This window comes from Clostridium cavendishii DSM 21758 (assembly GCF_900141845.1).
GTDB classification, from domain to species: Bacteria; Bacillota; Clostridia; order Clostridiales; family Clostridiaceae; genus Clostridium_AG; species Clostridium_AG cavendishii.
Window position 1 is genome coordinate 204,638 of the sequence record NZ_FQZB01000009.1, and the last position, 23,214, is coordinate 227,851.

21 protein-coding genes and 2 other annotated features are annotated in these 23,214 nt (G+C 28.0%); of the genes, 5 read left to right on the forward strand and 16 right to left on the reverse strand.

From position 1 onward, the window contains the following. Positions 1–221: 221 nt before the first annotated feature. The gene (locus tag BUB01_RS11190) at positions 222–761 is read left to right on the forward strand and encodes a 50S ribosomal protein L25 (protein ID WP_072987407.1); all 540 of its coding nucleotides are present in this window, start codon (positions 222–224) and stop codon (positions 759–761) included. A gap of 70 nt (positions 762–831) precedes the next feature. Here the strand turns inward: BUB01_RS11190 and BUB01_RS11195 are convergent, their stop codons facing one another. The 4 genes from BUB01_RS11195 to BUB01_RS11210 form a co-directional block, all read right to left on the reverse strand. Further along, positions 832–1,662, reverse strand: coding sequence for a TerC/Alx family metal homeostasis membrane protein (locus tag BUB01_RS11195; RefSeq protein ID WP_072987410.1), 831 nt, complete (start codon positions 1,660–1,662; stop codon positions 832–834). A gap of 162 nt (positions 1,663–1,824) precedes the next feature. Further along, complete coding sequence (locus BUB01_RS11200; RefSeq protein ID WP_072987412.1) at positions 1,825–2,412, reverse strand: DUF1349 domain-containing protein; 588 nt, start codon at positions 2,410–2,412, stop codon at positions 1,825–1,827. Positions 2,413–2,453: 41 nt separating this feature from the next. Next, positions 2,454–3,008, reverse strand: a complete 555-nt coding sequence (locus tag BUB01_RS11205) for a sugar O-acetyltransferase (RefSeq protein WP_072987414.1) — start codon at positions 3,006–3,008, stop codon at positions 2,454–2,456. A gap of 12 nt (positions 3,009–3,020) precedes the next feature. Next, complete coding sequence (locus BUB01_RS11210) at positions 3,021–5,372, reverse strand: glycoside hydrolase family 31 protein (RefSeq protein ID WP_072987417.1); 2,352 nt, start codon at positions 5,370–5,372, stop codon at positions 3,021–3,023. Positions 5,373–5,514: 142 nt separating this feature from the next. On the opposite strand from BUB01_RS11210, the gene BUB01_RS11215 reads away from it, so the two are divergent. Next, positions 5,515–6,393: an AraC family transcriptional regulator gene (locus BUB01_RS11215; RefSeq protein WP_072987419.1), complete on the forward strand. Its 879-nt coding sequence runs from the start codon at positions 5,515–5,517 to the stop codon at positions 6,391–6,393. Positions 6,394–6,426: 33 nt separating this feature from the next. Here BUB01_RS11215 and BUB01_RS11220 read toward each other — a convergent pair whose 3' ends face one another. Continuing rightward, positions 6,427–7,914 carry a methyl-accepting chemotaxis protein gene (locus BUB01_RS11220; RefSeq protein ID WP_072987421.1) on the reverse strand — a complete coding sequence of 496 codons (1,488 nt, stop codon included), beginning with the start codon at positions 7,912–7,914 and terminating at the stop codon, positions 6,427–6,429. A 433-nt stretch (positions 7,915–8,347) separates the two neighbouring features. On the opposite strand from BUB01_RS11220, the gene BUB01_RS11225 reads away from it, so the two are divergent. Beyond that, positions 8,348–9,568 (forward strand): dicarboxylate/amino acid:cation symporter, encoded by a 1,221-nt coding sequence (locus BUB01_RS11225; protein ID WP_072987423.1) that lies wholly within the window; start codon positions 8,348–8,350, stop codon positions 9,566–9,568. A gap of 196 nt (positions 9,569–9,764) precedes the next feature. On the opposite strand, the gene BUB01_RS11230 is transcribed toward BUB01_RS11225, so the two are convergent. The 10 genes from BUB01_RS11230 to ytxC form a co-directional block, all read right to left on the reverse strand. Beyond that, positions 9,765–10,364 (reverse strand): cell division protein ZapA, encoded by a 600-nt coding sequence (locus BUB01_RS11230; protein ID WP_072987425.1) that lies wholly within the window; start codon positions 10,362–10,364, stop codon positions 9,765–9,767. A 155-nt stretch (positions 10,365–10,519) separates the two neighbouring features. Continuing rightward, on the reverse strand, positions 10,520–12,898 hold the full coding sequence (pheT, locus tag BUB01_RS11235; protein ID WP_072987427.1) for a phenylalanine--tRNA ligase subunit beta: 2,379 nt from the start codon (positions 12,896–12,898) through the stop codon (positions 10,520–10,522). Between the two features lie 13 nt (positions 12,899–12,911). Continuing rightward, entirely contained in the window at positions 12,912–13,931 is a 1,020-nt protein-coding gene (pheS, locus tag BUB01_RS11240; RefSeq protein ID WP_072987430.1) for a phenylalanine--tRNA ligase subunit alpha, read from the reverse strand. A gap of 115 nt (positions 13,932–14,046) precedes the next feature. Continuing rightward, positions 14,047–14,259: a binding site (T-box leader), on the reverse strand. Between the two features lie 49 nt (positions 14,260–14,308). Next, a complete protein-coding gene (locus BUB01_RS11245; RefSeq protein ID WP_072987432.1) occupies positions 14,309–15,088 on the reverse strand; it encodes a TrmH family RNA methyltransferase in 780 nt (259 codons plus the stop codon). Between the two features lie 15 nt (positions 15,089–15,103). After that, complete coding sequence (locus tag BUB01_RS11250; protein ID WP_072987435.1) at positions 15,104–15,766, reverse strand: potassium channel family protein; 663 nt, start codon at positions 15,764–15,766, stop codon at positions 15,104–15,106. Between the two features lie 24 nt (positions 15,767–15,790). After that, entirely contained in the window at positions 15,791–17,140 is a 1,350-nt protein-coding gene (locus BUB01_RS11255; RefSeq protein WP_072987438.1) for a TrkH family potassium uptake protein, read from the reverse strand. Positions 17,141–17,215: 75 nt separating this feature from the next. Continuing rightward, complete coding sequence (gene rplT / locus BUB01_RS11260; protein ID WP_072987441.1) at positions 17,216–17,575, reverse strand: 50S ribosomal protein L20; 360 nt, start codon at positions 17,573–17,575, stop codon at positions 17,216–17,218. Between the two features lie 26 nt (positions 17,576–17,601). Then, complete coding sequence (gene rpmI / locus BUB01_RS11265; RefSeq protein WP_072987444.1) at positions 17,602–17,799, reverse strand: 50S ribosomal protein L35; 198 nt, start codon at positions 17,797–17,799, stop codon at positions 17,602–17,604. Between the two features lie 20 nt (positions 17,800–17,819). Then, positions 17,820–18,341: a translation initiation factor IF-3 gene (infC, locus tag BUB01_RS11270; protein ID WP_072987447.1), complete on the reverse strand. Its 522-nt coding sequence runs from the start codon at positions 18,339–18,341 to the stop codon at positions 17,820–17,822. Between the two features lie 26 nt (positions 18,342–18,367). Then, positions 18,368–18,485 (reverse strand) — a sequence feature (ribosomal protein L20 leader region). Positions 18,486–18,524: 39 nt separating this feature from the next. Further along, positions 18,525–19,415 carry a putative sporulation protein YtxC gene (ytxC, locus tag BUB01_RS11275; RefSeq protein WP_072987451.1) on the reverse strand — a complete coding sequence of 297 codons (891 nt, stop codon included), beginning with the start codon at positions 19,413–19,415 and terminating at the stop codon, positions 18,525–18,527. Positions 19,416–19,545: 130 nt separating this feature from the next. On the opposite strand from ytxC, the gene BUB01_RS11280 reads away from it, so the two are divergent. Then, complete coding sequence (locus tag BUB01_RS11280) at positions 19,546–20,247, forward strand: DUF6873 family GME fold protein (protein WP_072987453.1); 702 nt, start codon at positions 19,546–19,548, stop codon at positions 20,245–20,247. Between the two features lie 488 nt (positions 20,248–20,735). Beyond that, positions 20,736–21,215: a hypothetical protein gene (locus tag BUB01_RS11285; RefSeq protein WP_072987455.1), complete on the forward strand. Its 480-nt coding sequence runs from the start codon at positions 20,736–20,738 to the stop codon at positions 21,213–21,215. Positions 21,216–21,288: 73 nt separating this feature from the next. On the opposite strand, the gene aspD is transcribed toward BUB01_RS11285, so the two are convergent. After that, positions 21,289–22,917 carry an aspartate 4-decarboxylase gene (gene aspD / locus BUB01_RS11290; protein ID WP_072987458.1) on the reverse strand — a complete coding sequence of 543 codons (1,629 nt, stop codon included), beginning with the start codon at positions 22,915–22,917 and terminating at the stop codon, positions 21,289–21,291. Positions 22,918–23,214 lie beyond the last annotated feature (297 nt).

Here is a 23,214-nt window from a genome sequence, read left to right on the forward strand (position 1 = left end):
TACTTATATTCAAATATAATTATTATTTATATTATATTTTCCTAAAAGTATGTTATAATTAATATATTATATTTATAAGGAGGATGATGCATATGGGGAGTTTGATATCCAAACTCTATAAGCAGTTATTTGCTTAGTCCTAATATGTTAATGGTACAAGCATCTTAAACTGCTAAATAAACTTGATAAATTTATTCTAAAAAGGAAAAGAGGTATTTATTATGGCTGAAATAGCATTTAAGATTGACAATCGTTCATTGAAGCAACAACCTAAAAATATAAGAAAAGAAGGTAAAATACCAGGTATTATCTATGGTGAATTTTTAAAAACACCTATACCTATACAAGTAAAAAACAATATACTTACTAAATTATTAAAATCTAATTCTAATGGTTCTATAATTCCATTAAATGTAGAAAATAAAATTAGAAACTGTGTTGTGAAAGACGTTCAAAAAGATCATTTAGGAAATCTAATTCATATTGACTTTCAATATGTCAAGGATAATGAAGTAATAAAAATGAAAATACCTGTAAAGTATTTAGGTCAAGAAAATTTAGAAAATAAAAGATTAGTTTTAGAAACATATACTCCATTTCTTGAATTACAAGGTGAAGTAGAAAAGATACCTGAATTTATAGAATTTGACATATCAAATTTAAATTATGAAGATAAAGTATTCGCTAAAGATATTCCTCTGCCTAAAGATATAAATCTTTTAACAGAAACTGAAACTCTTTTAGCTATTGTAAACGGATAACATAAAATGCTCAACATTTTAAACACATGTTGAGCGTTTTTATTTAATAAAAATCAAATAATCTATTCTATCATTTAACACTTTCCTTTTTCTTATTAATAATTAAAGATGCAATAACACTTATAACTAATATAAAAATAATTACAAGAATGGATATATGTATAGGTATATGATATTTAAATGAAATACCTATTTTTATACCTGTAAATATAAGTATAGCTCCTACGCCATACTTTACATATTCAAAACTACTATGTAATTTTTCTAATAAGAAATATAAATTTCTTAAACCAAGTATTGCAAGAATATTAGAACTATAAACTATAAATGGATCTGTAGTTATTGCAAATATAGCCGGAATTGAATCTATTGCAAATATAACATCAGAACCTTCTATTAAAAATAACAGAGCAAATAAAGGTGTGGCATGAAGAACATTATTCTTCCTTACAAAAAATTTTTCTCCATGCAGTTCTTCTGTTACTGGCATTAACTTTTTTAATAGTTTTATTAACTTACTATTTTCATAAGACACATCCTTTTCTTCGTTCTTAACTATCTTTATACCACTAATAATTAAAACTATTCCAAAGACATATAATACCCATCTAAATTTATTAACAATAGCTATTCCTAATACAACAAAAATAAGTCTTAATATAATCGCACCAATAATTCCATATTTTAATATCCTTTTTTGATAAGCACTTTCAATTCCAAAGCTAGTAAATATTAATAAAAATAAAAATAGATTATCTACACTAAGACTAAGTTCAATAATATATCCACCCAAAAATTCTAAGGCTTTTTCGCTACCCATATAGAACCATATCCCACAATTTATTAATACCGCTAATAAAACTATGCCTATGAATTTCCACAAATGATTTTTTATTGACATATTAAACCTCCTCGTATATTTTGAAATTAAAATGAACTTTGAATAATATATATCATCTCTATATTATTTCAAATTCTATATGATTTAATTCGAATTACAAGAAAGAAGACCATAAAATAAATATTTATTTTATGGTCTTTATATAGAAAATGATTTATTTAACTATTTATGAGGTAACCATATACATTTTGTAAATTCAAATTCAGTAAAAGTTGCAGTAAATGAAGACTCCTCTGGACTACATGCATAAATCCCTATTTGTATTTCACCATTACCCTCAAACAAATGAAAAATTCTCATCTGTTTAAAATTCACTCCATCTTCAGAATTTTCAATACAATAATCACTTTCTCTACGACTAAGTCTATAATACATTGATTTGTTTGATGCCGAAATATCAGTGGTAGCCCAATCAGAGTAACCATTGTTTGTAACAACGCTACCAAGTCTTTGAATTTTATCATTTTCATATTCAATAGAAGCCTTAAACCAGTTATCACTATTTTGATATATTATAACACCACATTGATCGAAACGATTTTTACTATTAAATTCAGTTTTAACTATAAAAGAAAAAAATTTTTCATTGTTTTTTATAAGCAATGTATGTGCATTATCATTACGAAAACCATAATAAGTTCTTTGCCAATAATCAGTTCTAGGCTCAGTAACAATAGAAATTTTTTCTTTTAGAATTGTATATTCTTTTGGCTCATTAATCCAAAATAAATTTTTCTTAGAAAACATCATTTTTAAAATCCTTCCCCTCTAAAAATTCAACAATTTGTAATTCAACAATTTATCTTTCTTATAACTTTACATGGATTTCCTACTGCTAAAACATTATCTTCAATATCCTTAGCAACTACGCTTCCTGCACCTATTACAGTATTTTTTCCAATCTTTACACCTGGACAAATAATTGCTCCCCCACCTATCCAAACATTATCTCCTATTTCAATGGCATAACCCATTTCCTGTCCATCAACTCTCTTTTCTACTTCTACTGGATGTGTTGCTGTATAAACTTGTACGTTAGGAGCAAATAAAACATTATTTCCTATCTTAACCTTGTTAACATCAAGTATAGTACAATTATGATTAGCATAGAAGTCTTTGCCTATTTCTATGTTATATCCATAATCACAAAAGAAATTTGGTTCTATATGACATGTATTCTCTGTTCTAAAAAGTTCTTTTAATACTCTCCCTCTTTCTTCAAATTCATCTGGCTCTAATGAATTAAATTTTTTACATAGTTTCTTAGCTCTTATTCTATCATTAAAAAGTTCTTCATCCATAGGATTATAAATCATTCCTAAAAGCATTTTTTCTTTTTCTGTCATAAATATCATCTCCTATTTTATCACTATTGTTCCTTCTTCTGCTGGTATATTAAATTCTATACCATTATTATTTTCTACAAATTCTATCTTATTATTACCAAAATATACTTCTTTTGCATTATCATTATAAACTACCTTTAAACTTTTATAAACTTTAAAACCTTCATTAACTTTTCTTACATTAATAATAGTTTCTTCTTTAGCTTCTATAGAGAACTTATATAAAGTATATTCTCCATCTCTATATTTAAAGCTTTCACCATCATCAATATAGTGCTCATATTCTCCATTACCACTATAGATATCTAAAGTTAATTCTTTTATTTCTTTTTCACCTATATAGTTTTGTTCTGGATAGTTTGGTATTATGCTACCTGCTTTAATGTATATAGGACAAGTGTCAAGTGGGGCATTCTTTAATATAGTTTTTCCACCTTCTATTTTTTCTTTAGTCCAATAATCAATCCAAGTTCCTTCTGGTATATATACTGATCTATAAGTCTTACCTTGTTCTAGGATTGGAGCTACCATTATATTTTCACCAAATAAGAATTGATCATTTATTTCATAAACATTCTTATCATTTGAATAATGGAGAACTAACGGTCTCATTACTGGTAATCCTGTATTTTCTCCTTTCCACATTAAATCATATAAATATGGAAGTAATTTATACCTAAGCTTAATATATTTTCTATTTATATTTAAAGTTTCCCCATTAAAAGCCCAAGGTTCTTGATCTCTAGTACGAATACATGAATGATTTCTAAATAAAGGAGTAAATGTTCCTACTTGAACCCATCTTGATAAAAGTTCTGCTGTACAATCAAAGCTAAAACCTCCTACATCAGTTCCACAGAAACTCATCCCACTCATACCTAGATTTAAAAGCATAGGTACTGACATTCTCAAATGTTCCCAGAAGCTTTGGTTATCTCCAGTCCATACTGTTGAATATTTTTGTATTCCTGCATAAGCAGCTCTTGTTATAATATATGGTCTCTTTCCACTATGTTTTTTAATTCCTTCAAAAGTTGCTTTTGCCATAAGATGACCATATATATTATGAATTTCTGTATGATCTGAATTTCTTCCATCATTTTTAAACTGTACATCATCTGGAAGTGGTCCATTAAAGCTAGCAGGCTCATTCATATCATTCCATATTCCAGACACTCCTGCATCTAACATTATCTTTTGATTTTCTCCCCACCATTTTCTAGTAGCTTCTTCTGAAAAGTCTGGAAATACTGAATCTCCTGGCCAAACCTTATTAACATATGTTACTCCATCTTTATCTGTCGCAAAGTAACCATTCTTTAAGCCTTCTTCATAAATATTATAATTTTTTTCTTTTTTAACGCCTGGATCTATAATTGTAACTATCTTAAAACCATCTTCTTTTAACTCTTTTAAAGCTTTCTTTTCATCCTTAAACTTTTCATTATCCCAAGTAAATACTTTATAATTATCCATATAATCTATATCTAAATGAATAACATCACAAGGAATATCATTTTCTCTAAAATTTTTAGCAATTTCTCTAACTCTTGTCTCTGGTGCATAAGACCATCTACTTTGTTGATATCCTAGTGTCCATAATTGTGGAAGAGGAGTTCTTCCTGTTAAATCAGTATATCTTCTTAAAATGTCGCAAATATTATTTCCACCTATAAAATAGTAATCTAAATTACCATCATCTGCTCCAAAATAATAATAATTTGAGTTTTCCTTAGCCATATCAAAATATGATTTAAAAGTATTATCAAAGAACATACCAAATACACAATCTTCTCTTAAAGTTATAAAAAATGGTATTGATTTATAAAGTGATTTGTGACTTTCTACATGTGGACTTGGATCGTCTGTATTCCACATTTCATAACCATAACCCCTTTTGTTTAAATGTCCTGTTTTATCTCCAAGTCCATAAAACTTTTCATCACCAAATATCTTTTTAACAACTTCTATCTTATGTTTTTCTTTATTAGCTTCTACTGCATGCCCTTCCCCTTCAGCAATGCTTCCATTACCTCTTCTAATGAAAGGATCTCTTTCACCCTTATAATCCTCACATAAAACCTTTCCATTCTTGTCATAAAAATCTACTTTAAATTCATCATAAACCCTAACCTCTAACTCATCAGTTTTAATTTTAATATAATTCCCCTTATTTTGAACTGTAAAATCACAATTTTCAACCTTTAAATCTTCTATGGCTCTTGAATAATGATCATCATATTTTAAACCTGAAAAAATATTTATGATAAAAGGATTTATTACTTCAATCCTTCCTTCTCCATTTTCAAATTTAAAAAACACCTTGCTGCCTTCTATATTACGCTTAATTATTTTTCCAAACATAGTATCACTCCTTAAAATTTATATTGTATATTTCTCATTTAAATACTATATTAATATTATATATATTAAAGCATTTAAATACTTGCTGTATTTTAGCTTAAAAATAACATTATTTTGACTTTCACGTATTAAGGAGATTTCTATGAATACTGAAAAAAATACTTTAAGAGAAACAGTTTCTCGTGAAAATTCACCCATTCCCTTCTATGTTTATAAACAAAATTGGATTAACTGTAATTTATATCTTCATTGGCATAATGAAGTTGAATTTATATACGTAGAAAAAGGGAAAATTATTTTCAATATTAACACCGTACCTATTAAAGTTTCTGAAGGTGAAGCTATAATTATAAATAGTGGTAGCTTACATTCAGCAAATTGTGTTAAAGATGTTCCATCCATACATCATGCTATATTGTTTGATTTAAATATTTTAAATAGCTCTTATGATGATTATTATCAAACTAAATATATAAAACCACTTTTAGATGGTGAACTAAAATTTCCTTTGATAATAGATAAAGAAAATCCTTGGGGAAAATCAATTATAAGTGAGCTAAAAGAAATAATTAATATTCATGATAATAAACTAATTGCATGGGAATTAGACCTAAAGATAAGTATTTATAAAATCTTATCTATATTTATAAAAGAAAATAATCTTGCTTTTAAAGATGGCCTAGACTCCTCTAAACTAGGAAATAAAATAGATATTATAAAGAAAATTTTAAATTACATCCATAAAAATTATATGAGTAAAATATATATAGAGGATTTAGCCAAAGAAGTAAATATGAATCCTCAATACTTTTGTAGATTCTTTAAAAATAATATTTCTAAAACCCCTGTAGAATATATTAATGAATATAGAATTAATAAAGCAGTAAAGATAATTCAGACAGAAGATAAAAGAATATTAGACATTTGTTTTGAAGTTGGCTTTGATAATTTTAGCTATTTCATTAAAAAATTTAAGGAATATAAAGGGGTCACACCTAATAAATATAAAAAACTAGTTTAATCCTTTGTTTAAACTAGCTTTTTGTATTAGAAATTATATTTTATTTTCCACCAACTTTTGACTTAATTCATAAATATCATTAACGGAATCTACCATAGTTAAAATATCTTGATTTTGCTCAGCTGCACTTGATAATATCTCTTCCGTTGATGCTGCATGTTCTTCTGATATAGCTGAAATATTATCTACCTGGGATTCAATATTCTTAAACAATCCTGTAGCAATATTTATAGTTTCATTTTGTTTTATTATATATCCATTTGTTTCTTCAAAGGATTCATGAATCTTACTAAACTTCTCTGAAACTTTATTAACAATTTTACTTCCTTCAGTAACAGCTAAATCTCCTTCCTTAACTTTATCTACTGCATCATTAGTATTAATAGTTATATTCTCAATAATTTTATTAATATCACCAACGATGCTTGTACTTTTATCAGCTAGCTTTCTTATTTCATCAGCAACAACTGCAAAGCCTTTTCCTTCTTCTCCTGCCCTAGCCGCTTCAATAGCCGCATTTAAAGACAAAAGATTTGTTTGTTTCGCGATTTGAGTTATACTTTCTAAAAAACTATTTATTTCATTCAAATTATCTTGAAGCCTCATAACAGTAGATAAAGCAATTCCTACTGCTTGATTTACTGTCGCCATTTTGCTGTTCATATCAGTAATATCTTTAGCACCTTCTTCAACTTCTCTATTCATAACTAAAGTTATTTGAGAAATTTCCTTTGAAAATCCCTGAATATTTTCCATACTTAATACAGTATCTTGTATAGCTCCTGCAATTTCATTAACACTTTCCGCTTCTTCTTCAGTTCCACTTGCCATATCATGAATAGAATTTGTAATATATCTACTCTTATTTTTAACTCCATCCAAACTATTTTTAAATATATTTATGTTTTGATCTAATATGTTAGAAGTATCCGAAACAACCTCCATAGACGTTTGTAAACTCTTCAATAAGTCATTGGTTTCTTTTTCCTTCTGTTTTACAGAAAAAACTAAATTATTCCCCCATTTTGTCATAAAGAACAGAAGTAATATAATTCCATCTACTATAATCAAATTACTTATAAATATTAAAGTATTCCAATTACTACCCAAAAGCTTAGCTGGAGCAATTATATATATAACTATCCAACTAATATTAAGTAAAGCACCTTGAGCCAATATTAATCTTTCTTCAAAATAAAGGGCTACCACAATGAAACTAATAAAGAAAATAGAATATGTTGATAAATCAAACTTTTCATTAAAATAGCTAATAGCTAAGGTTGAGAGAAGTACTAAAGTTCCAAAAGATATAGCCTTTATATTTTTATTAAAATTTATCTTAAATATTAATAATGCAATTACTTCCACTGGTACCCCTTGATAAATAGCATCTGTTCCCGCCTTACTACCACCTAAAATAAACGCTGATATTATAGATATTAGAATTATTGATGTAATAACTAAAAAATTAATTTTATTAACCAAATTGAAATTAAATCCTTGTTGCTTTTGTTCTTTCATTATATTTACCTCTTTCGTAATATTAGTTCTATAAAAGCTTTTTATTAAAACAAAATTAAAATTTTAATATATATTTTTTCAAATATTTAATATTTGATTTTAAAATATGTTATTTTTAACCAATATGGAGTAAAATTTTATTTTAGTATATCATAATTTGTCCTAAAATGTAAATACTAGAAAAACCAATTCATCATGATTAAGTAAACCTTTACCAAGAATGTACCCTTCATTTATAAATATATAATACGTGTTAATACATATCCCTAGATTCATTATAATTACTTTTTTCTATTTATAATCTTTTTAATAAAAATAACCTTAAAATAATATTAAATTTATAAAAAGCATTTGACTTTATACACTGAAGATAGTATATTGTATTTAAAGAAAATACACTTGTATTTTAACAAAAGACAAAGAGGTGGGGCACATGAAAAAAATATCATTAATCACAAAAATATTTATCGCACTTATATTAGGAATAACCTTAGGACTAGTTTGTAAATCCATTAACTTAGTCTTTCCTATAAAAATGCTAACAACCTTTAGTAGCCTATTTGGAAGTTTTTTATCTTTTGTAATTCCGTTAATAATTATAGGGTTTATTGTTCCTGGAATTGCATCACTTGGTAATAAATCTGGTAAAACTCTACTTTTAACAACTATTATTGCTTATGTAGCTACTATCACAGCTGGTTTTTGTACCTTTTTAATTGGTTCAAAGCTATTACCTAAGCTTATACAAGGAGGAATTTTATTAGACCAAAATAAAGTAGATGTTTCTCCAATCTTCAAAATTGATATCCCTCCTATGATGGATGTAATGTCTGCATTAGTATTTGCATTTATTTTAGGTATCGGGCTATCTAGCATAAAACAAAGTTCTATGCTTAAAGTTATGGACGAATTTAGTTTAATAGTAGGAATGATTATAAAAAACATATTGATCCCAGTAGTTCCCTTTTATATAGCTTGTATTTTTGCTAAATTAAGCTTTAGTGGTGAGATTTTTTCAACTTTAAAAGCTTTCGGAATAGTATATTTAATTCTTTTTAGTCTACAAGCACTATATATATTAGCTCAATATAGCATTGCAGGAGCTTTAAGACGTGAAAATCCCTTTAAGTTATTTAAGAATATGATACCAGCTTTTTTAACTGCTGTTGGAACTCAATCCTCAGCAGCAACTATACCTGTAACTTTAGCATCAGCTAAAAATAATAAAGTTAGTGAAGAAATTGCAGAATTTGTAATTCCTTTAACTGCTACTATTCATCTTGCTGGTGATACTATTACCTTAGTTTTAACTTCTATGGGTGTTATGTATATGAACGGAAATACACCTACATTTGGAACATTTATCCCTTTCATCTTCATGCTTGGAATTACTATGGTTGCTGCACCTGGTATCCCTGGTGGTGGTGTTATGGCTGCCTTAGGACTTTTACAAGCTATGCTTGGTTTTGGTTCTTTGGAAAAGCCTATTATGATAGCACTTCATGCCGCACAAGATAGTTTTGGAACAGCTACAAACGTTAGTGGTGATGGTGCTATAGCAATGATAGTTGATGAAATCATAAATAGAAGAAAAGTTAAAACTTCTTCTGAAGAACTTTTAAGCGATAATGATCTTGACTTTGAAGCATCATAGTTTAAGAATAACTAATTCTAATATTAAAAGACAGTACTTAATAAATCGCTGTCTTTTAATGTTAGAAAACTAATTTTATATACAAAATAAATCATTCACCTTATTAATTAATATATAATAACTTTTATTATTTTTGTTATAATTTTTCATTATTAGATTTTAAAACAAAAAACAACCAAATATTTGGTTGTTTTTATTATTGCGCCTTATTTATATTTAATAAAGGATTTTTATTTACTCTCTCTTTAGCTATAATTATTTGGCTGTCTACATACTTCTTTTGCAAATCCATTACTTTATACTTTAGTGTCTGATTATTAAATTTCATCTCTTTATTACTTTCTGTAAGCCTTTTATTTTTTGCAACTGTAGCCTTACATTCTTTTGTTAATAAATCAATTTGCTCCTTAAACTTAATATTTTCTTCTTCAAGATTATTAATCTTAGAAACATCTTCTTCTAAAGCCTTAGACGCTTCTATTTCTTCTCTTTCCTCTAGTTCTTTAAGCTTTGATTTAAGCTCTTCTATATCCTTTACCAATGACTTTTTTTCAATTCTTAAATTATCATAATCACTTAAAAGTTCATTATAATCTTTATTTCCCTTAAAAAGTTCATCAACAACATTTATAGCAGTTAAAACTGCTGCTGCTGTAGTACTAAGCTTAGCATTTTTATTAGAAATATCCTTAAGCTTTCCTTCTACATACTCTGCCACATGCTTAAGGTAATCATCGTTAGCCTCACCTTTCAAATTATATTCGATTCCATTTATCTTAACAGTAACTGTAGCCATCATTAACACCTCTATTTACTTATTTTACACTATTCCATTATTCTAATTTTATCATAAAGTACTACATAATAAAAGAATTGTTATCCATATGTAAAAAAAAATAATGAACCAAATATGCCAAAGCATATCGGTTCATCATTTTTTCAAGATATATCTTATCTAAGCTGAGCGCCTAATTTAAATTCTAAAGCTTTTAATATTTTATCATGAACTTTATTAATGTCTTTATCTTCTAAAGTTTTAGTTGCATCTCTATAAACTATTGCATAAGCTATACTCTTTTTGCCTTCTGGTATTTGCTTACCTTTATAAACATCAAATAATTTAACAGTTTCAACATAATTTCCACCTGTCTTTTTAATAGTCTCTTCTATAGTTTGAACTAATACTTCATCGTCTACAAGTAAAGCTATATCTCTTGTAACAGCTGGGAACTTAGGTAAAGCTTTATAAGTTTTTATAGTATCTGCTGCTTCATATAATTTGTCTAAATTTAATTCTGCAACAAAGCAAGAATCATCTATACCGTAATTTTCAGTAACATCTGGATGAACTTCTCCTAAAGTACCAACCGAAGTCTTTCCTACAAATAACTCAGCAGTCTTTCCTGGATGATAGCTTACATTAGTAGTAAGTCTTTCAAAACTTACCTTTTTAATACCTAAAGCATCTATTAAATTTTCTACTACACCTTTAAGATCAAAATAATCAACTTCTCCATAAATACCAATAGTTAATATATTAGTTTCTGTAGGTAATTTATTTTCATCTTCATTTGGTATATATATTTTACCCATTTCAAATAATCTGCAGATATCATTGCTTCTTGAATAATTTCTAGCTAAACACTCCATCATTGAAGGCATTGTAGTAGTTCTCATTATACTATAATCTTCACCTAATGGGTTCTTAATCTTAACCACATTTCTTAAACCTGAATCCTGTGGTAAAGAAATTTGATCAAAAACCTTAGGACTTACAAATGAGTAGCTTATAGATTGATTTAATCCTGATGATATCATAGTATCAATTACCAAATCATCTAATCTTTGCTTTTTGCTTTTCGGTTCTCTTTCAGTATTTGTAGTTATTATTGTTGCTGGTACATTGTCATATCCATAGATTCTAGCTATTTCTTCAGCTATATCTTCTTTTATAGCTATGTCTACTCTAAAAGTAGGAACTGTTATTTCTAAGTTATCACCATTAATTACAGTGTTTAAATCTAATTTATCTAAACATTTTTTCATTTCTTCTTGAGATAGATCTGTTCCTAAGAATTTGTTTACCCAAATTGAAGAAACTGTTAATTTTCCTTCTTCTTTCTTTTCATTATAAACATCTATAGTTCCATTTATAATTTCACCACATTGTAATTCTTCTATTAATGCGCAAGCTCTATTTAAAGCAAGCTCTGCTAAATTTGGATCTATGTCTTTTTCAAATCTTGAAGAAGATTCTGTTCTTATACCTAACTTCTTAGCATTAACTCTTATATTTACTCCTTCAAAGTTAGCAGATTCAAACACTATCTCTGTAGTATCATCTTTAATTCCTGATTCTAATCCACCCATAATTCCAGCTAAAGCAGTAATAGTTTTTCCGTCTTTAATACATAAAACATCAGAAGTTAATTCTCTCTCAATTTCATCTAATGTTGTGAACTTTTCTCCATCTTTAGCTCTCTCTACTACTATAGTGCCTGATTTTAATTCTCTTTTATCAAAAGCATGCATTGGCTGACCAATCTCTAGCATAACAAAATTAGTTATATCTACTATATTATTTATAGGTCTAACCCCTGCATCTAGAAGTCTTTCTTGCATCCACTTAGGTGATGGTTCTACTTTAACATTTTTAACCCCTCTTGCCATATATCTTCTACAAAGAGCATCCCTTACTTCTACTTTAAGTTCTTCAGTTATATTTCCATTTCCTTTTACATTATAAGAAATGTTTGGCATTTTGTAGCTACTTCCAAGAGTTGCAGCTGCTTCCCTTGCCATTCCTACCATACTTAAACAATCTGGTCTATTTGAAGTTATTTCAAAATCTAAAACTGATTTACTTAAATCTAAATACTTAACTATATCCATTCCTAAAGGTGCATCTTGTGGAAGTATCATTAAGCCATGTACTGGTTCATCTCCAGCTATACCTAGCTCTTCTTCTGAACAGAACATTCCGTTAGAAACTACACCTCTAAGCTTACCCTTTTTAATTTTCATTCCATCTGCTAAAACTGCACCATGAAGTGCTACTGGAACTACATCTTGTTCCTTCATATTTTTAGCCGCTGTAACTATTTGTATAGGTTCTTCTTTTCCTATATTTACTTCGCATACAACTAATTTTTCTGCATCCGGATGTTGTTCAATCTTATTTATTTTTCCTGTAACAACATTTACTATTCCATCTCCTGATGTTATAACTTCTTCTAATTGTGATCCTGAAAGAGTTAACATATCGCCAAGCTCTTTAGCCTCAACATCTATATTTACATAATCTTTAAGCCAGTTAAATGGTACTTTCATTCTCTAATCCCTCCTAAAATTGTTTTAAAAATCTCATATCACTTTCATATAATTGTCTTATATCATCTATGCCATATTTAAGCATAACCATTCTATCAACACCAAAACCGAAAGCAAATCCACTATATTCTTCTGGGTCTATTCCACAGTTTCTTAGTACTTGAGGGTGTACCATACCACATCCTAATAATTCTATCCAACCACTGCCTTTACATACTTTACAGCCTTTACCTTCACAAACAAAACATGTAGCATCCATTTCAGCTGATGGTTCAGTAAATGGAAAATGATGAGGCCTAAACTTAGTTTGAACCTTATCTCCAAACATCTTCTTTGCAAATAATTCTAAGGTTCCTTTTAAATCCGCAAATGTAATATTCTTATCTATTACTAGCCCTTCCATTTGATAGAATACTGGTGAGTGAGTTGCATCTACTGCATCTGATCTAAATACTCTTCCTGGAGATATCATTTTTATTGGTGGTTTTTGATTTTCCATAACTCTTATTTGAACTGGTGAAGTTTGAGTTCTTAAAACTATATTATCATTAATATAGAAAGTATCTTGTTCACTTCTAGCTGGATGATTTTTAGGAATATTTAAAGCTTCAAAATTATAATGGTCAAGCTCAACTTCTGGACCTTCTTCAATTGTAAAGCCCATTGATATAAATATTTCTTTCATGCTTTCTAACGTTAAATCTAACGGATGTCTTTTTCCTATTAAATTTTTCTTTCCTGGCATAGAAATATCTATTACTTCACTATTTAATTTAGCTTGTTTTTCTTTATGTTTTATTTCCTTAGTTAGCTCTTCTAAAGCATTTTCTATAGAAGCTCTAACCTCATTAGCTATCTTACCAACTATTGGTCTTTCTTCTGATGTTAGCCCCCCCATACCTCTTAATATAGAAGTAAGTTCTCCCTTTTTACCTAAGTACTTTACTCTAATGTTTTCAATTTCAGAACTATTGAAAGCTGATTTTAAATCATTTAATGCAGCTTCTCTTATAAAATTCAATTTGTCTTTCATTTTAATAACTCCTTTCATCTCTTAGTCTTATTGAAAAAATAATATTTTTACCTTCTATATTAGTTAATTATTTCTTCAATATTCCTTTATAAAAATATATAAACCCCGTCCCTAAAAAAGGGACGGGGTATTCCGCGGTACCACCCTAGTTAACAAAACTGTTCACTCGATTTAAATATAACGGCATAACCGCTAACTACTACTAATATTTCACAGTTAGGACTCCAGAGTGAACTTCATTATATAATCCTTAAAAAAGCTTACAGTCTATGGCTTTTTCTCCCTTAAAGGTATTTATTATAACTACTCTCTCTATCAAAGTCTTTTCTATATTAAATTACAACTAATTATACCCTTATTGAAAGCATTATTCAATACTATTTTATAAGATTTTGTCTTATTTTCTCATAAAGCATAATAGAAGTTGCCACAGCAACATTTAAAGATTCAGCATTACCAGGCATTGGTATCCTAACCTTTATATCTGCTAAATCTTCTATTTCTTTACTTACTCCACTACCTTCATTGCCTACTGCAATTATAATATTGCCACTTAAATCTTCTTCAAAAAAGTTATTTTTCCCTTGAAGTGAACTCACTATAAGTTTATAATTCTTTTCTTTAAGCTTTTTTATAAGACTTAAATCATTATCAACTATAATTGGCATATAAAATATCGATCCCATAGTAGACCTTAACGTTTTATCGTTGTATACATCTACCGTACCTTTAGTTAATATAATACCAGCTGCATTTACTGCATGCGCTGTTCTTATTATAGTTCCCATATTCCCTGGATCCTGTACTTTATCTACAAGTACGAATATTTCGCCTTCACTTAAAGAAAAATCTTTCATCTTTGTGATAGCAATAATACCTTGTGGTGTTTCTGTAAATATAAGTTGATTAAATAAACTACTAGCTAAAACTATTACTTTAATACTTTTTATATTATTTTCATTTAAAAGTTCTTCTGCTTTATCTAGTACTTTTTCATCTATAACTATATATTCTATATTTGCTGAGCTTCTAATAGCTTCCTCTACAAATCTAAATCCTTCTACTATGTAACTTTGCTTTTGCTGTCTATATTTTTTTTCTTTTAATTTTTTAAACTCTTTAAATAAAGTATTCTCTTTGCTTTCTATTTTTATCAAAATATCACCTCTATACTAGTATGATACCTTACCATCTAACTTACTTAGCTGAGCAATTTTTCCAAGAGCAACTATAATATCTCCTGGCTGAAACATATCAGAAGCATATGGTGAAATATTTAATTCATTATTTCTCTTAATAGCTATAACACTTATTCCATATTTACTTCTAAGACTTAATTCACCAATAGTCTTATTATGCCACTCCTTTAATGTTTCTATTTCTACTACACTATATTCTGAAGATAATTCTATATAATCTAATACACTTGATGAAACTAAATTATTAGCTACCCTAACTCCCATTTCTTTTTCTGGTAATATAACTCTATCTGCCCCAATTTTGTATAAAACTTTTTCATGTAGCTCACTATTTGCCTTAACTATTATTTTCTTAACTCCAGTTTCTTTAACTATAAGAGTTGTCATTATACTTGATTGTATATTTTCTCCAATAGTTACTACTACTACATCAAAATTTCTTATACCTATAGCTTTTAATGCATTTTCATCTGTTGCATCCAATTGTACTGCATGTGTTACATAATCAGCCATTTCATTAACTATTTCTTCATCAATATCAATTGCTAAAACATCATGACCTAAATTATATAAAGTTTTTGCAACTGATGATCCAAATCTTCCTGTACCTATTATAGCAAATTGTTTTTTTGACATAATCTCACTACTCCTTAAATATATCTATCCTATTAAAATCTTTTCTTCTGGATATCTTATAGAACTCTTTTTATTTATATTAGCTAAAGCTAATATAACTGTCAAAGGACCAACACGTCCACAATACATTGTAAGTATTATAAAAAATTTTCCTACTGCTGTTAACTTTGTTGTAAGTCCCAAAGTAAGACCAACAGTTCCAAAAGCTGATACAACTTCATAAAGTATATACTCAAAACTAGCACCAATTTCAGTTATTGATAGTATTCCTGAAACTGTAATTACTAGCATAAAACATAGCATAAATAAAGCAAATGATTTATAAACTATATCTTTTGATATTCTCTTTCCATATACTTCAACATCTTCACTGCCTTTTATCATAGATTTTAAAGTTAAAAATAAAACACCAAAAGTTGTAGTTTTAATTCCTCCTGCTGTAGATCCTGGTGATCCACCTATAAACATAAGTATAATAGTTAATACTCTTGATGCCATCGCCATATCTGAAGTAGATACCGAGTTAACTCCAGCTGTTCTAGGTGTAACAGCAGCTAAAATCGAATTACAAATCTTGTCCATAAAGGTCATATTTTTCATTGTACCCGGATTATTATATTCAAGTAAAAATATTACAAATGCTCCTCCAAAAACAAGTATTGATGTAACTGTTAATACAACCTTAGAATGTAGAGAGAATTTCCTTTTACTTTTCCTATAATTATAGACTTCACTTGATACAGCGAAACCTAATCCGCCTATAACTATTAACATAGCTGTATTAAGTATTACTATTTTATTATCAGAATATCCTGTTAAACTATTAAAATGTCCCATAAGATCAAAACCAGCATTACAAAAAAACGATACAGCATGCCAAATACTATAATATATTCCTTTTCCCCAACCAAATTGAGGTATAAATTTAGTTGAATATATAAGTGCTCCTACTCCTTCAACCGTAAAAGTAAATGCTAAAATATATTTCATAAGCCTTACAAGACCTTGAATTTCAAAAGTGTTCATAGCTTCTTGTAATAATAATCTATCCTTTAAGGTTATTTTTTTTCCAATCAATAATGCAAATAAAGTAGCAAAGGACATAAATCCTAAGCCTCCCACTTGAATTAATATTATTATTACCGTTTTACCAAAATAACTCCAATGTGTCCCTGTATCTACAGTAACTAATCCCGTTACGCAGGTAGCTGAAGTAGCTGTAAATAAACTATCTAAAAAATTTGTAGTACTCCCATTTGCTGATGATATAGGTAGTGTTAATATTGTTGCACCCGCTAAAATTACTATTAAAAAACCGAGCGCTAAAATCTGTAAAGGATTCAATTTTATTCTTTTATTTATGTTAATATACATAACACGTCCCCCACTTTACCATATTAAAGAAACCTTATGATATAGAAAAAAATGCGACCCTAAAGTCGCACTTTATTAAGCGTTTAAGCTTTTCTTAGCTAATTCAACTAATTCAGTGAATGCTTTTGGATCGTTTATAGCGATTTCTGAAAGCATTTTTCTGTTTATATCAACGCCAGCTAATTTTATTCCATTCATGAATTTTGAATAAGAAAGACCATTCATTCTTGTAGCTGCATTTATTCTAGCTATCCATAATCTTCTGAAATCTCTCTTCTTTAATTTTCTACCTACATAAGCATTTCTTAATGCTCTGATTACTGTTTCATTAGCAGTTCTGAATAACTTGCTTTTTCCACCGTAATAACCTTTTGCAAGTTTTAATACTTTTTTATGATTTTTACGAGCATTAACCGCTCTCTTAACTCTTGCCATCTTGTAAACCTCCTACTCCGTAACTATTATAGATATGGTAATAATTTTTTCATTGCTTTTTCTTGTGTTGTAGAAACGTAAGCAGTTTTTCTTAAGTTTCTTTTTCTCTTTGAGCTCTTCTTAGTTAAGATATGTTTTCTGAAAGCCTTAGCTCTCTTTAGCTTACCTGTTCCTGTTTTTTTGAATCTTTTAGCTGCACCTCTATGAGTTTTCATTTTTGGCATAATCGTTTCCTCCTCTCAAGTTATGCTTTTTTAGGAGCCAAAATCAACGTCATGTTTCTACCTTCTAATTTAGCAGGTTTTTCAATAACAGATACTTCTTCTAACAAAGCTACAAATTTTCCAAGTATCTTTGCACCAATATGTGAATAATCTGCTTCTCTTCCTCTAAATCTTACAGTTATTTTGACTTTGTCCCCTTCTTGCAAGAATTTTTTGGCATTGTTTGCCTTGATGTTAATATCATGTTCTTCAATAGTTGGACTACATCTAACTTCCTTAATATTGATAACCTTTTGCTTTTTCTTTGCTTCTTTTTCTTTTTTTGATTGCTCATAAATAAACTTTCCTAAGTCCATTATTTTGCAAACTGGAGGATTAGCATTTGGTGATATCATCACTAAATCTAACTCCTTCTCTTCCGCTAACTTTAGCGCTTCTCTTGAAGATAATACTCCTAGCTGACTACCGTCATCTCCTATAAGTCTTACTTCTTTTTCTCTGATTTCTTCATTTACCGCAAAATTTTTATTAATATCTTTCACCTCCGATAGAATTTAGCCAACATATATAAATAATAAAAGGACGGCTTTCGCCGTCCTCTATTACCACAAATCTTTTTGTAATAATCATACATGACCATACTAGCAATGCTGTAAGGTGAGAAACGGCTGTTTCTACTTGACAAAAAATATTTTACCATTGTTCTTCTACAATGTCAATACTTTTTATATTTTTATTTTTTTAGTAGTACAAAGAGTACAATCATTACAAATTTCAACTCTTTCACAAAATACATTCATTATTGTATCTAAAAATTCTTCATTTGTACAGTTTTCTTTTTTATGAATTATAATTTTTTTGGGTGCATTAGTTATAAGTCCACTTATAATGACATCTTCAATATTTATACTATCTCCAATTTTACATTCCGCTAATTCACTTATAAAGTCTTTAAAGATATCTTTTCCATGATTATCAGTTATCTCGTAAGATCCAGTTTTGCTTATTATAATATTTAATTCTTCAATTTTGCTATCCTGAATTTCTACAAAATATCGTAAAAGTTTAATAAATTCCTTGTATTCCTTTTCTACCATATACTTTTCTACTATTTTATCTATTATGAGTTCTATATCATTTACTAAATCCTTCATTCTAAATATGAGAAATCCGTTTATATTTATTTCCCTATTTTCTTCTAAACAACCTTTTATCTTTTCTACTATGTTATTCACTCTATTCATACAATATATATTTGTCTCATCTGAAATACTTCCCTTAAAACTAAGTGCTTCCATTAATTTTTCTTCTACTTCCATAATTTCTTCATGTTTTAAAAAGAAATAAGTATCCGTTAAATATTCGTACATCTCTTGTTTTCTAAAATTATCAATTACAATCTTATAAAGTATATTACTTATATATATATCAACTATACTTTCTACTTTTTTGCTATATACATCATCATCACAAATTAGTTTAACGAAGTGAGTATTCCCCTCTATACTTTCCACTATGCCAACATTAACTTTCTTTTCCTTTAATAATGTCCTTATTTCTTGAATATCCTCAATAAATTTCTGCTCACCATCGTAAGTCAATTTCATCAAAAGCATCCTGTCTCACTCCTTCCTAATTATAGTATGTATAAAAATTTTATACCTATTCAAAAATTTAACTTCAATAATCGACAACTAATTAAATTTTGTTGTAATATTATGTTATATTATTTTTTAGGAGGTCAAAATGAAGACTTGTTTTATAGACTATAGAACACCATTTAATGATATAAGAACCTTATCTAACTATGGTCTAAAAGTTATAAAGGTTCCAAAATGTAATGATTTATACACTGCTATAAATGGTCATCCAGACATTCAGCTTCATATAATTAATAATTCAGAAATTATAGTTGCTAAAAATACAAATTCAGATTTTATATCTACTTTAAAAGATATGGGGTTGCAAATTTATGAAAGTTCTAATTATCTGCAAAATAAATATCCAAACAACATAATATTAAACGCATTATCATTTACTAATTTTTTTGTTCATAACTTAAAATATACAGATAAAATTTTATTAAATAAAATGCAAAAAAGAACTTTAATTAATGTACCTCAAGGTTACACTAAATGTTCTTGTGCAGTAGTTAATGAAAATTCAATAATTACATCTGATAAAAAAATATATGAGTCTTTAATTCAAAAAGGATTTAACATTTTACTTCTTCCCCCTGGCGATATAATTCTAGAAGGTTTTGATTATGGCTTCATAGGTGGAACCTGTGGATTAATTTCTAAAACCAAAATGGCATTTTTCGGTTCACTAGATAATTACACTTATGGAAATCAAGTAAAAGAGTTTTTAGAATCCTCTGGTGTTACTCCAATATATTTAAATGAAGGTAAGCTTGTGGATAGAGGAAGTATTTTAACTTTGCTTTAAGTAAGAATTCGAATTTCAATTTTCCTAATGTGAACTGATTCTGTAAGAGCACTCATATAAACGACAATGAATAGAATTGCATTAATAATTACTTACAGTACATTTTACGCTAATTATGAATAATTGTTAATGTTATGGCATATAAATATTAACTATTTTTTCCATCATTAAATTGCATAAAATTCATATTTAATGAAAACTTATACCAAAAATACTATTTAAAGATTTATTTTGATATAAAAAATTATAAAATATATTATACCTTTGCTATTAATATAATATTATCCTCATAATTCTCAACTAATAGTTTTTATTTTTCATTTAAATTTAAATCTATACTACCCTATAAAAAATATATATTATAACTTTTATTTTAATTTTAATTTTTTCATATAATTTTCAAGCTTTGGTATATACTAATCATAGACAAACAACTTAATAAATAGTAAAATCATTATACTGAATAATAATTTTAAAGGAGTAGCATTATGCAAATAAATAAAGTTTCTCAATTATTGCAACCTAACGTAAATGACATCAAATCAAATAATACTAATAGCAATAATTCATTTGAATTAATGCTACAAGAAATGATTGAAAATATTAAGAATGAAGACATGATTAATAATACCGCCTCAATTAACAATGTTAATAATATGGCCTTAACAAATAACATAAATTCTTCTGATAAAATCAACCTTGAATCTAAAACTGTAAATGGATTAGATAGTTTATCTTTAAATCCTCAGAAGCTGGCTCAAATGTTAGATATAATGCAAATGTCTGCTAAAGCTAGTGCAACAACAAACTTTGGAAATGATGATGATGAAAATTCTGATACAGAATTACAAGATTCTCTTAATCCTTTAAGTTCTACAGATTCAAATAATGGTATATCAGACTTATTACAAAAAGTATTAAATAATTCAACAAATAACAGTTCTAAGTTTTTAGATACTACTTCATAGGCAAAAGGAATACACCTAATTTTGTGTATTCCTTTTTTTACTTTATTCAAACTATTAAAATTTTAACTATTTATTATAATGAACTTCTCCATGAGTCTACATATTCATCTAATATCTTATGAAGCTTTTCTCCAATTTTTGAATAAGCATCATCATTAAGATTTGCTAAAGATATTCTTATAGACCATTCTGGACCTTGAAATCCACCACCACTTAATAACACTATAGAAGACTCCTCAGCTAGTCTATATAAAATGTCTACTGGTTTGTATTTTTTTTGCAAATATTCTCCAAACTCTTTTCCATAATGACATGTAGCCCATTCTAGCAAATCAAATTCTGTATAATAAGAAGCGTCATACGGATTATTTGTTAATTCTAGACCCAACCCTTTAAATAAAAGTTTCTGCCTACGTTTACAAATAGATTTTGTTTGATTTTTATATTTATTTTCTTTATCAAGTAATGCAAATGCACAAAAAAAGGCCATTTGAACTTGTTGAGGCGTTGATAAACCAGCTGTATGATTAAGAGCAACCTGTCTACTGTCTGCTACTATCCTATCTATAAATTGTATCTTATCTGGTTTAGTAGAAAGCGCTTCATAACGCTCCCTTAACTCATTTTTTTTGTCTTCTGGTAATTCCTTTAATAATTTATCAAAAATATTTTTTTCATAAAGTGAAATTGTACCTAAACGCCAACCAGTCACTCCAAAATATTTAGAAAAAGAATATACTCCTATTGTATTATAAGGTAAATCAGCCATGAGAGAACGAAAATTATCAACAAAAGTACTATATACATCATCTGAAATAATCATTAAATTTGGATTATCTTTTTCTACTATATTTACTAATTGTTTAACAGTCTCTGGTCTAATTGCAACAGATGGAGGATTACTAGGATTAACGATAAATAATGCCTTTATACTGGAATCTTTAAGTTTATTAATCTCAGTTTCTGGATATTGCCAAGTATGATTTCCTTCTTTTGTTAATTCTGTAGCATTAATATGTACAACCTCAAAATTGTAACGTGGCAATTCCGGTATTTCAAGATATGGTGTGAAAACTGGAACCATTAATGCAACTTTATCTCTCTTTTGTAACAATTCATTAGCTATTAAGCTGTCAAAAACATAACACATTGCTGCCGTAGCACCCTCTACAGCAAAAATATTAAATTTCCCCACTGGAGGTTTGTTATAACACAATTCTTGTACTAAATATTCGTGAACGATTTTTTCTATATGAATTAACATTCTATCTGGAACTGGATAGTTATCTCCAATAATTGCATCTGCTAGTTCAAATACAAAACTATCACCATCAAAACCTTCCCTATTGATTCCATAATCAATTATATTTTTTAAAAGTATTATTCCTGGCATATCATTATGCTTTTGTACATAATCATAAAAGCGTTCAGTAATTCCTTCTTTTCTTGGCATTCCAGCTAAATCACCATCATTCCAAACCTTCTTAGTTTCTTCTACAGCAAACATACCAAAAGTGAAAAAGGCTTCTCTAGGCGTTGCTGCTGTCCAATTTGGATTACCTCTTCCTGCATCTAAAAGAGTATGAGCACTCTTCTCTCTTTGTCCTTTAGCAAGATTTATTAATTTCTCCTTGAACTCAAAAGGACTAATCTTACCATAAATATTTTCTATTTCTTGACGTTGAACATTATGAATATCCATAAATATTACTCCTTATCTAGTTTATATATAAATGCCTATTATAGTGTTAGATAAGTTTTAATAATTTATTCTCTATAAATTCGCAATTTTTTTATTATGGTTTCAGTTATGAAATTTTTTATTTTATTCCTTGTTATAACACTTTTCAAGTAAAAACAATAAAAAAGACTACTTCAATTCATTGACGCTCATCTTATAAAAAGATTTAGATTTAATTCAATGGCAGAAACGTCAAAAAAGATATTCTACATATTATATTAATATATAAAATATCTTTTTGTCTCTTTAAATATTTAA

Coding starts and splice junctions, on each gene's coding strand:
- BUB01_RS11190 (WP_072987407.1), top strand. CDS start 222: ATGGCTGAAATAGCATTTAAGATTGACAATCGTTCATTGAAGCAACAA.
- BUB01_RS11195 (WP_072987410.1), bottom strand. CDS start 1,662: ATGTCAATAAAAAATCATTTGTGGAAATTCATAGGCATAGTTTTATTA.
- BUB01_RS11200 (WP_072987412.1), bottom strand. CDS start 2,412: ATGATGTTTTCTAAGAAAAATTTATTTTGGATTAATGAGCCAAAAGAA.
- BUB01_RS11205 (WP_072987414.1), bottom strand. CDS start 3,008: ATGACAGAAAAAGAAAAAATGCTTTTAGGAATGATTTATAATCCTATG.
- BUB01_RS11210 (WP_072987417.1), bottom strand. CDS start 5,372: ATGTTTGGAAAAATAATTAAGCGTAATATAGAAGGCAGCAAGGTGTTT.
- BUB01_RS11215 (WP_072987419.1), top strand. CDS start 5,515: ATGAATACTGAAAAAAATACTTTAAGAGAAACAGTTTCTCGTGAAAAT.
- BUB01_RS11220 (WP_072987421.1), bottom strand. CDS start 7,914: ATGAAAGAACAAAAGCAACAAGGATTTAATTTCAATTTGGTTAATAAA.
- BUB01_RS11225 (WP_072987423.1), top strand. CDS start 8,348: ATGAAAAAAATATCATTAATCACAAAAATATTTATCGCACTTATATTA.
- BUB01_RS11230 (WP_072987425.1), bottom strand. CDS start 10,364: ATGGCTACAGTTACTGTTAAGATAAATGGAATCGAATATAATTTGAAA.
- pheT (WP_072987427.1), bottom strand. CDS start 12,898: ATGAAAGTACCATTTAACTGGCTTAAAGATTATGTAAATATAGATGTT.
- pheS (WP_072987430.1), bottom strand. CDS start 13,931: ATGAAAGACAAATTGAATTTTATAAGAGAAGCTGCATTAAATGATTTA.
- BUB01_RS11250 (WP_072987435.1), bottom strand. CDS start 15,766: ATGTCAAAAAAACAATTTGCTATAATAGGTACAGGAAGATTTGGATCA.
- BUB01_RS11255 (WP_072987438.1), bottom strand. CDS start 17,140: ATGTATATTAACATAAATAAAAGAATAAAATTGAATCCTTTACAGATT.
- rplT (WP_072987441.1), bottom strand. CDS start 17,575: ATGGCAAGAGTTAAGAGAGCGGTTAATGCTCGTAAAAATCATAAAAAA.
- rpmI (WP_072987444.1), bottom strand. CDS start 17,799: ATGCCAAAAATGAAAACTCATAGAGGTGCAGCTAAAAGATTCAAAAAA.
- ytxC (WP_072987451.1), bottom strand. CDS start 19,415: ATGCTTTTGATGAAATTGACTTACGATGGTGAGCAGAAATTTATTGAG.
- BUB01_RS11280 (WP_072987453.1), top strand. CDS start 19,546: ATGAAGACTTGTTTTATAGACTATAGAACACCATTTAATGATATAAGA.
- BUB01_RS11285 (WP_072987455.1), top strand. CDS start 20,736: ATGCAAATAAATAAAGTTTCTCAATTATTGCAACCTAACGTAAATGAC.
- aspD (WP_072987458.1), bottom strand. CDS start 22,917: ATGGATATTCATAATGTTCAACGTCAAGAAATAGAAAATATTTATGGT.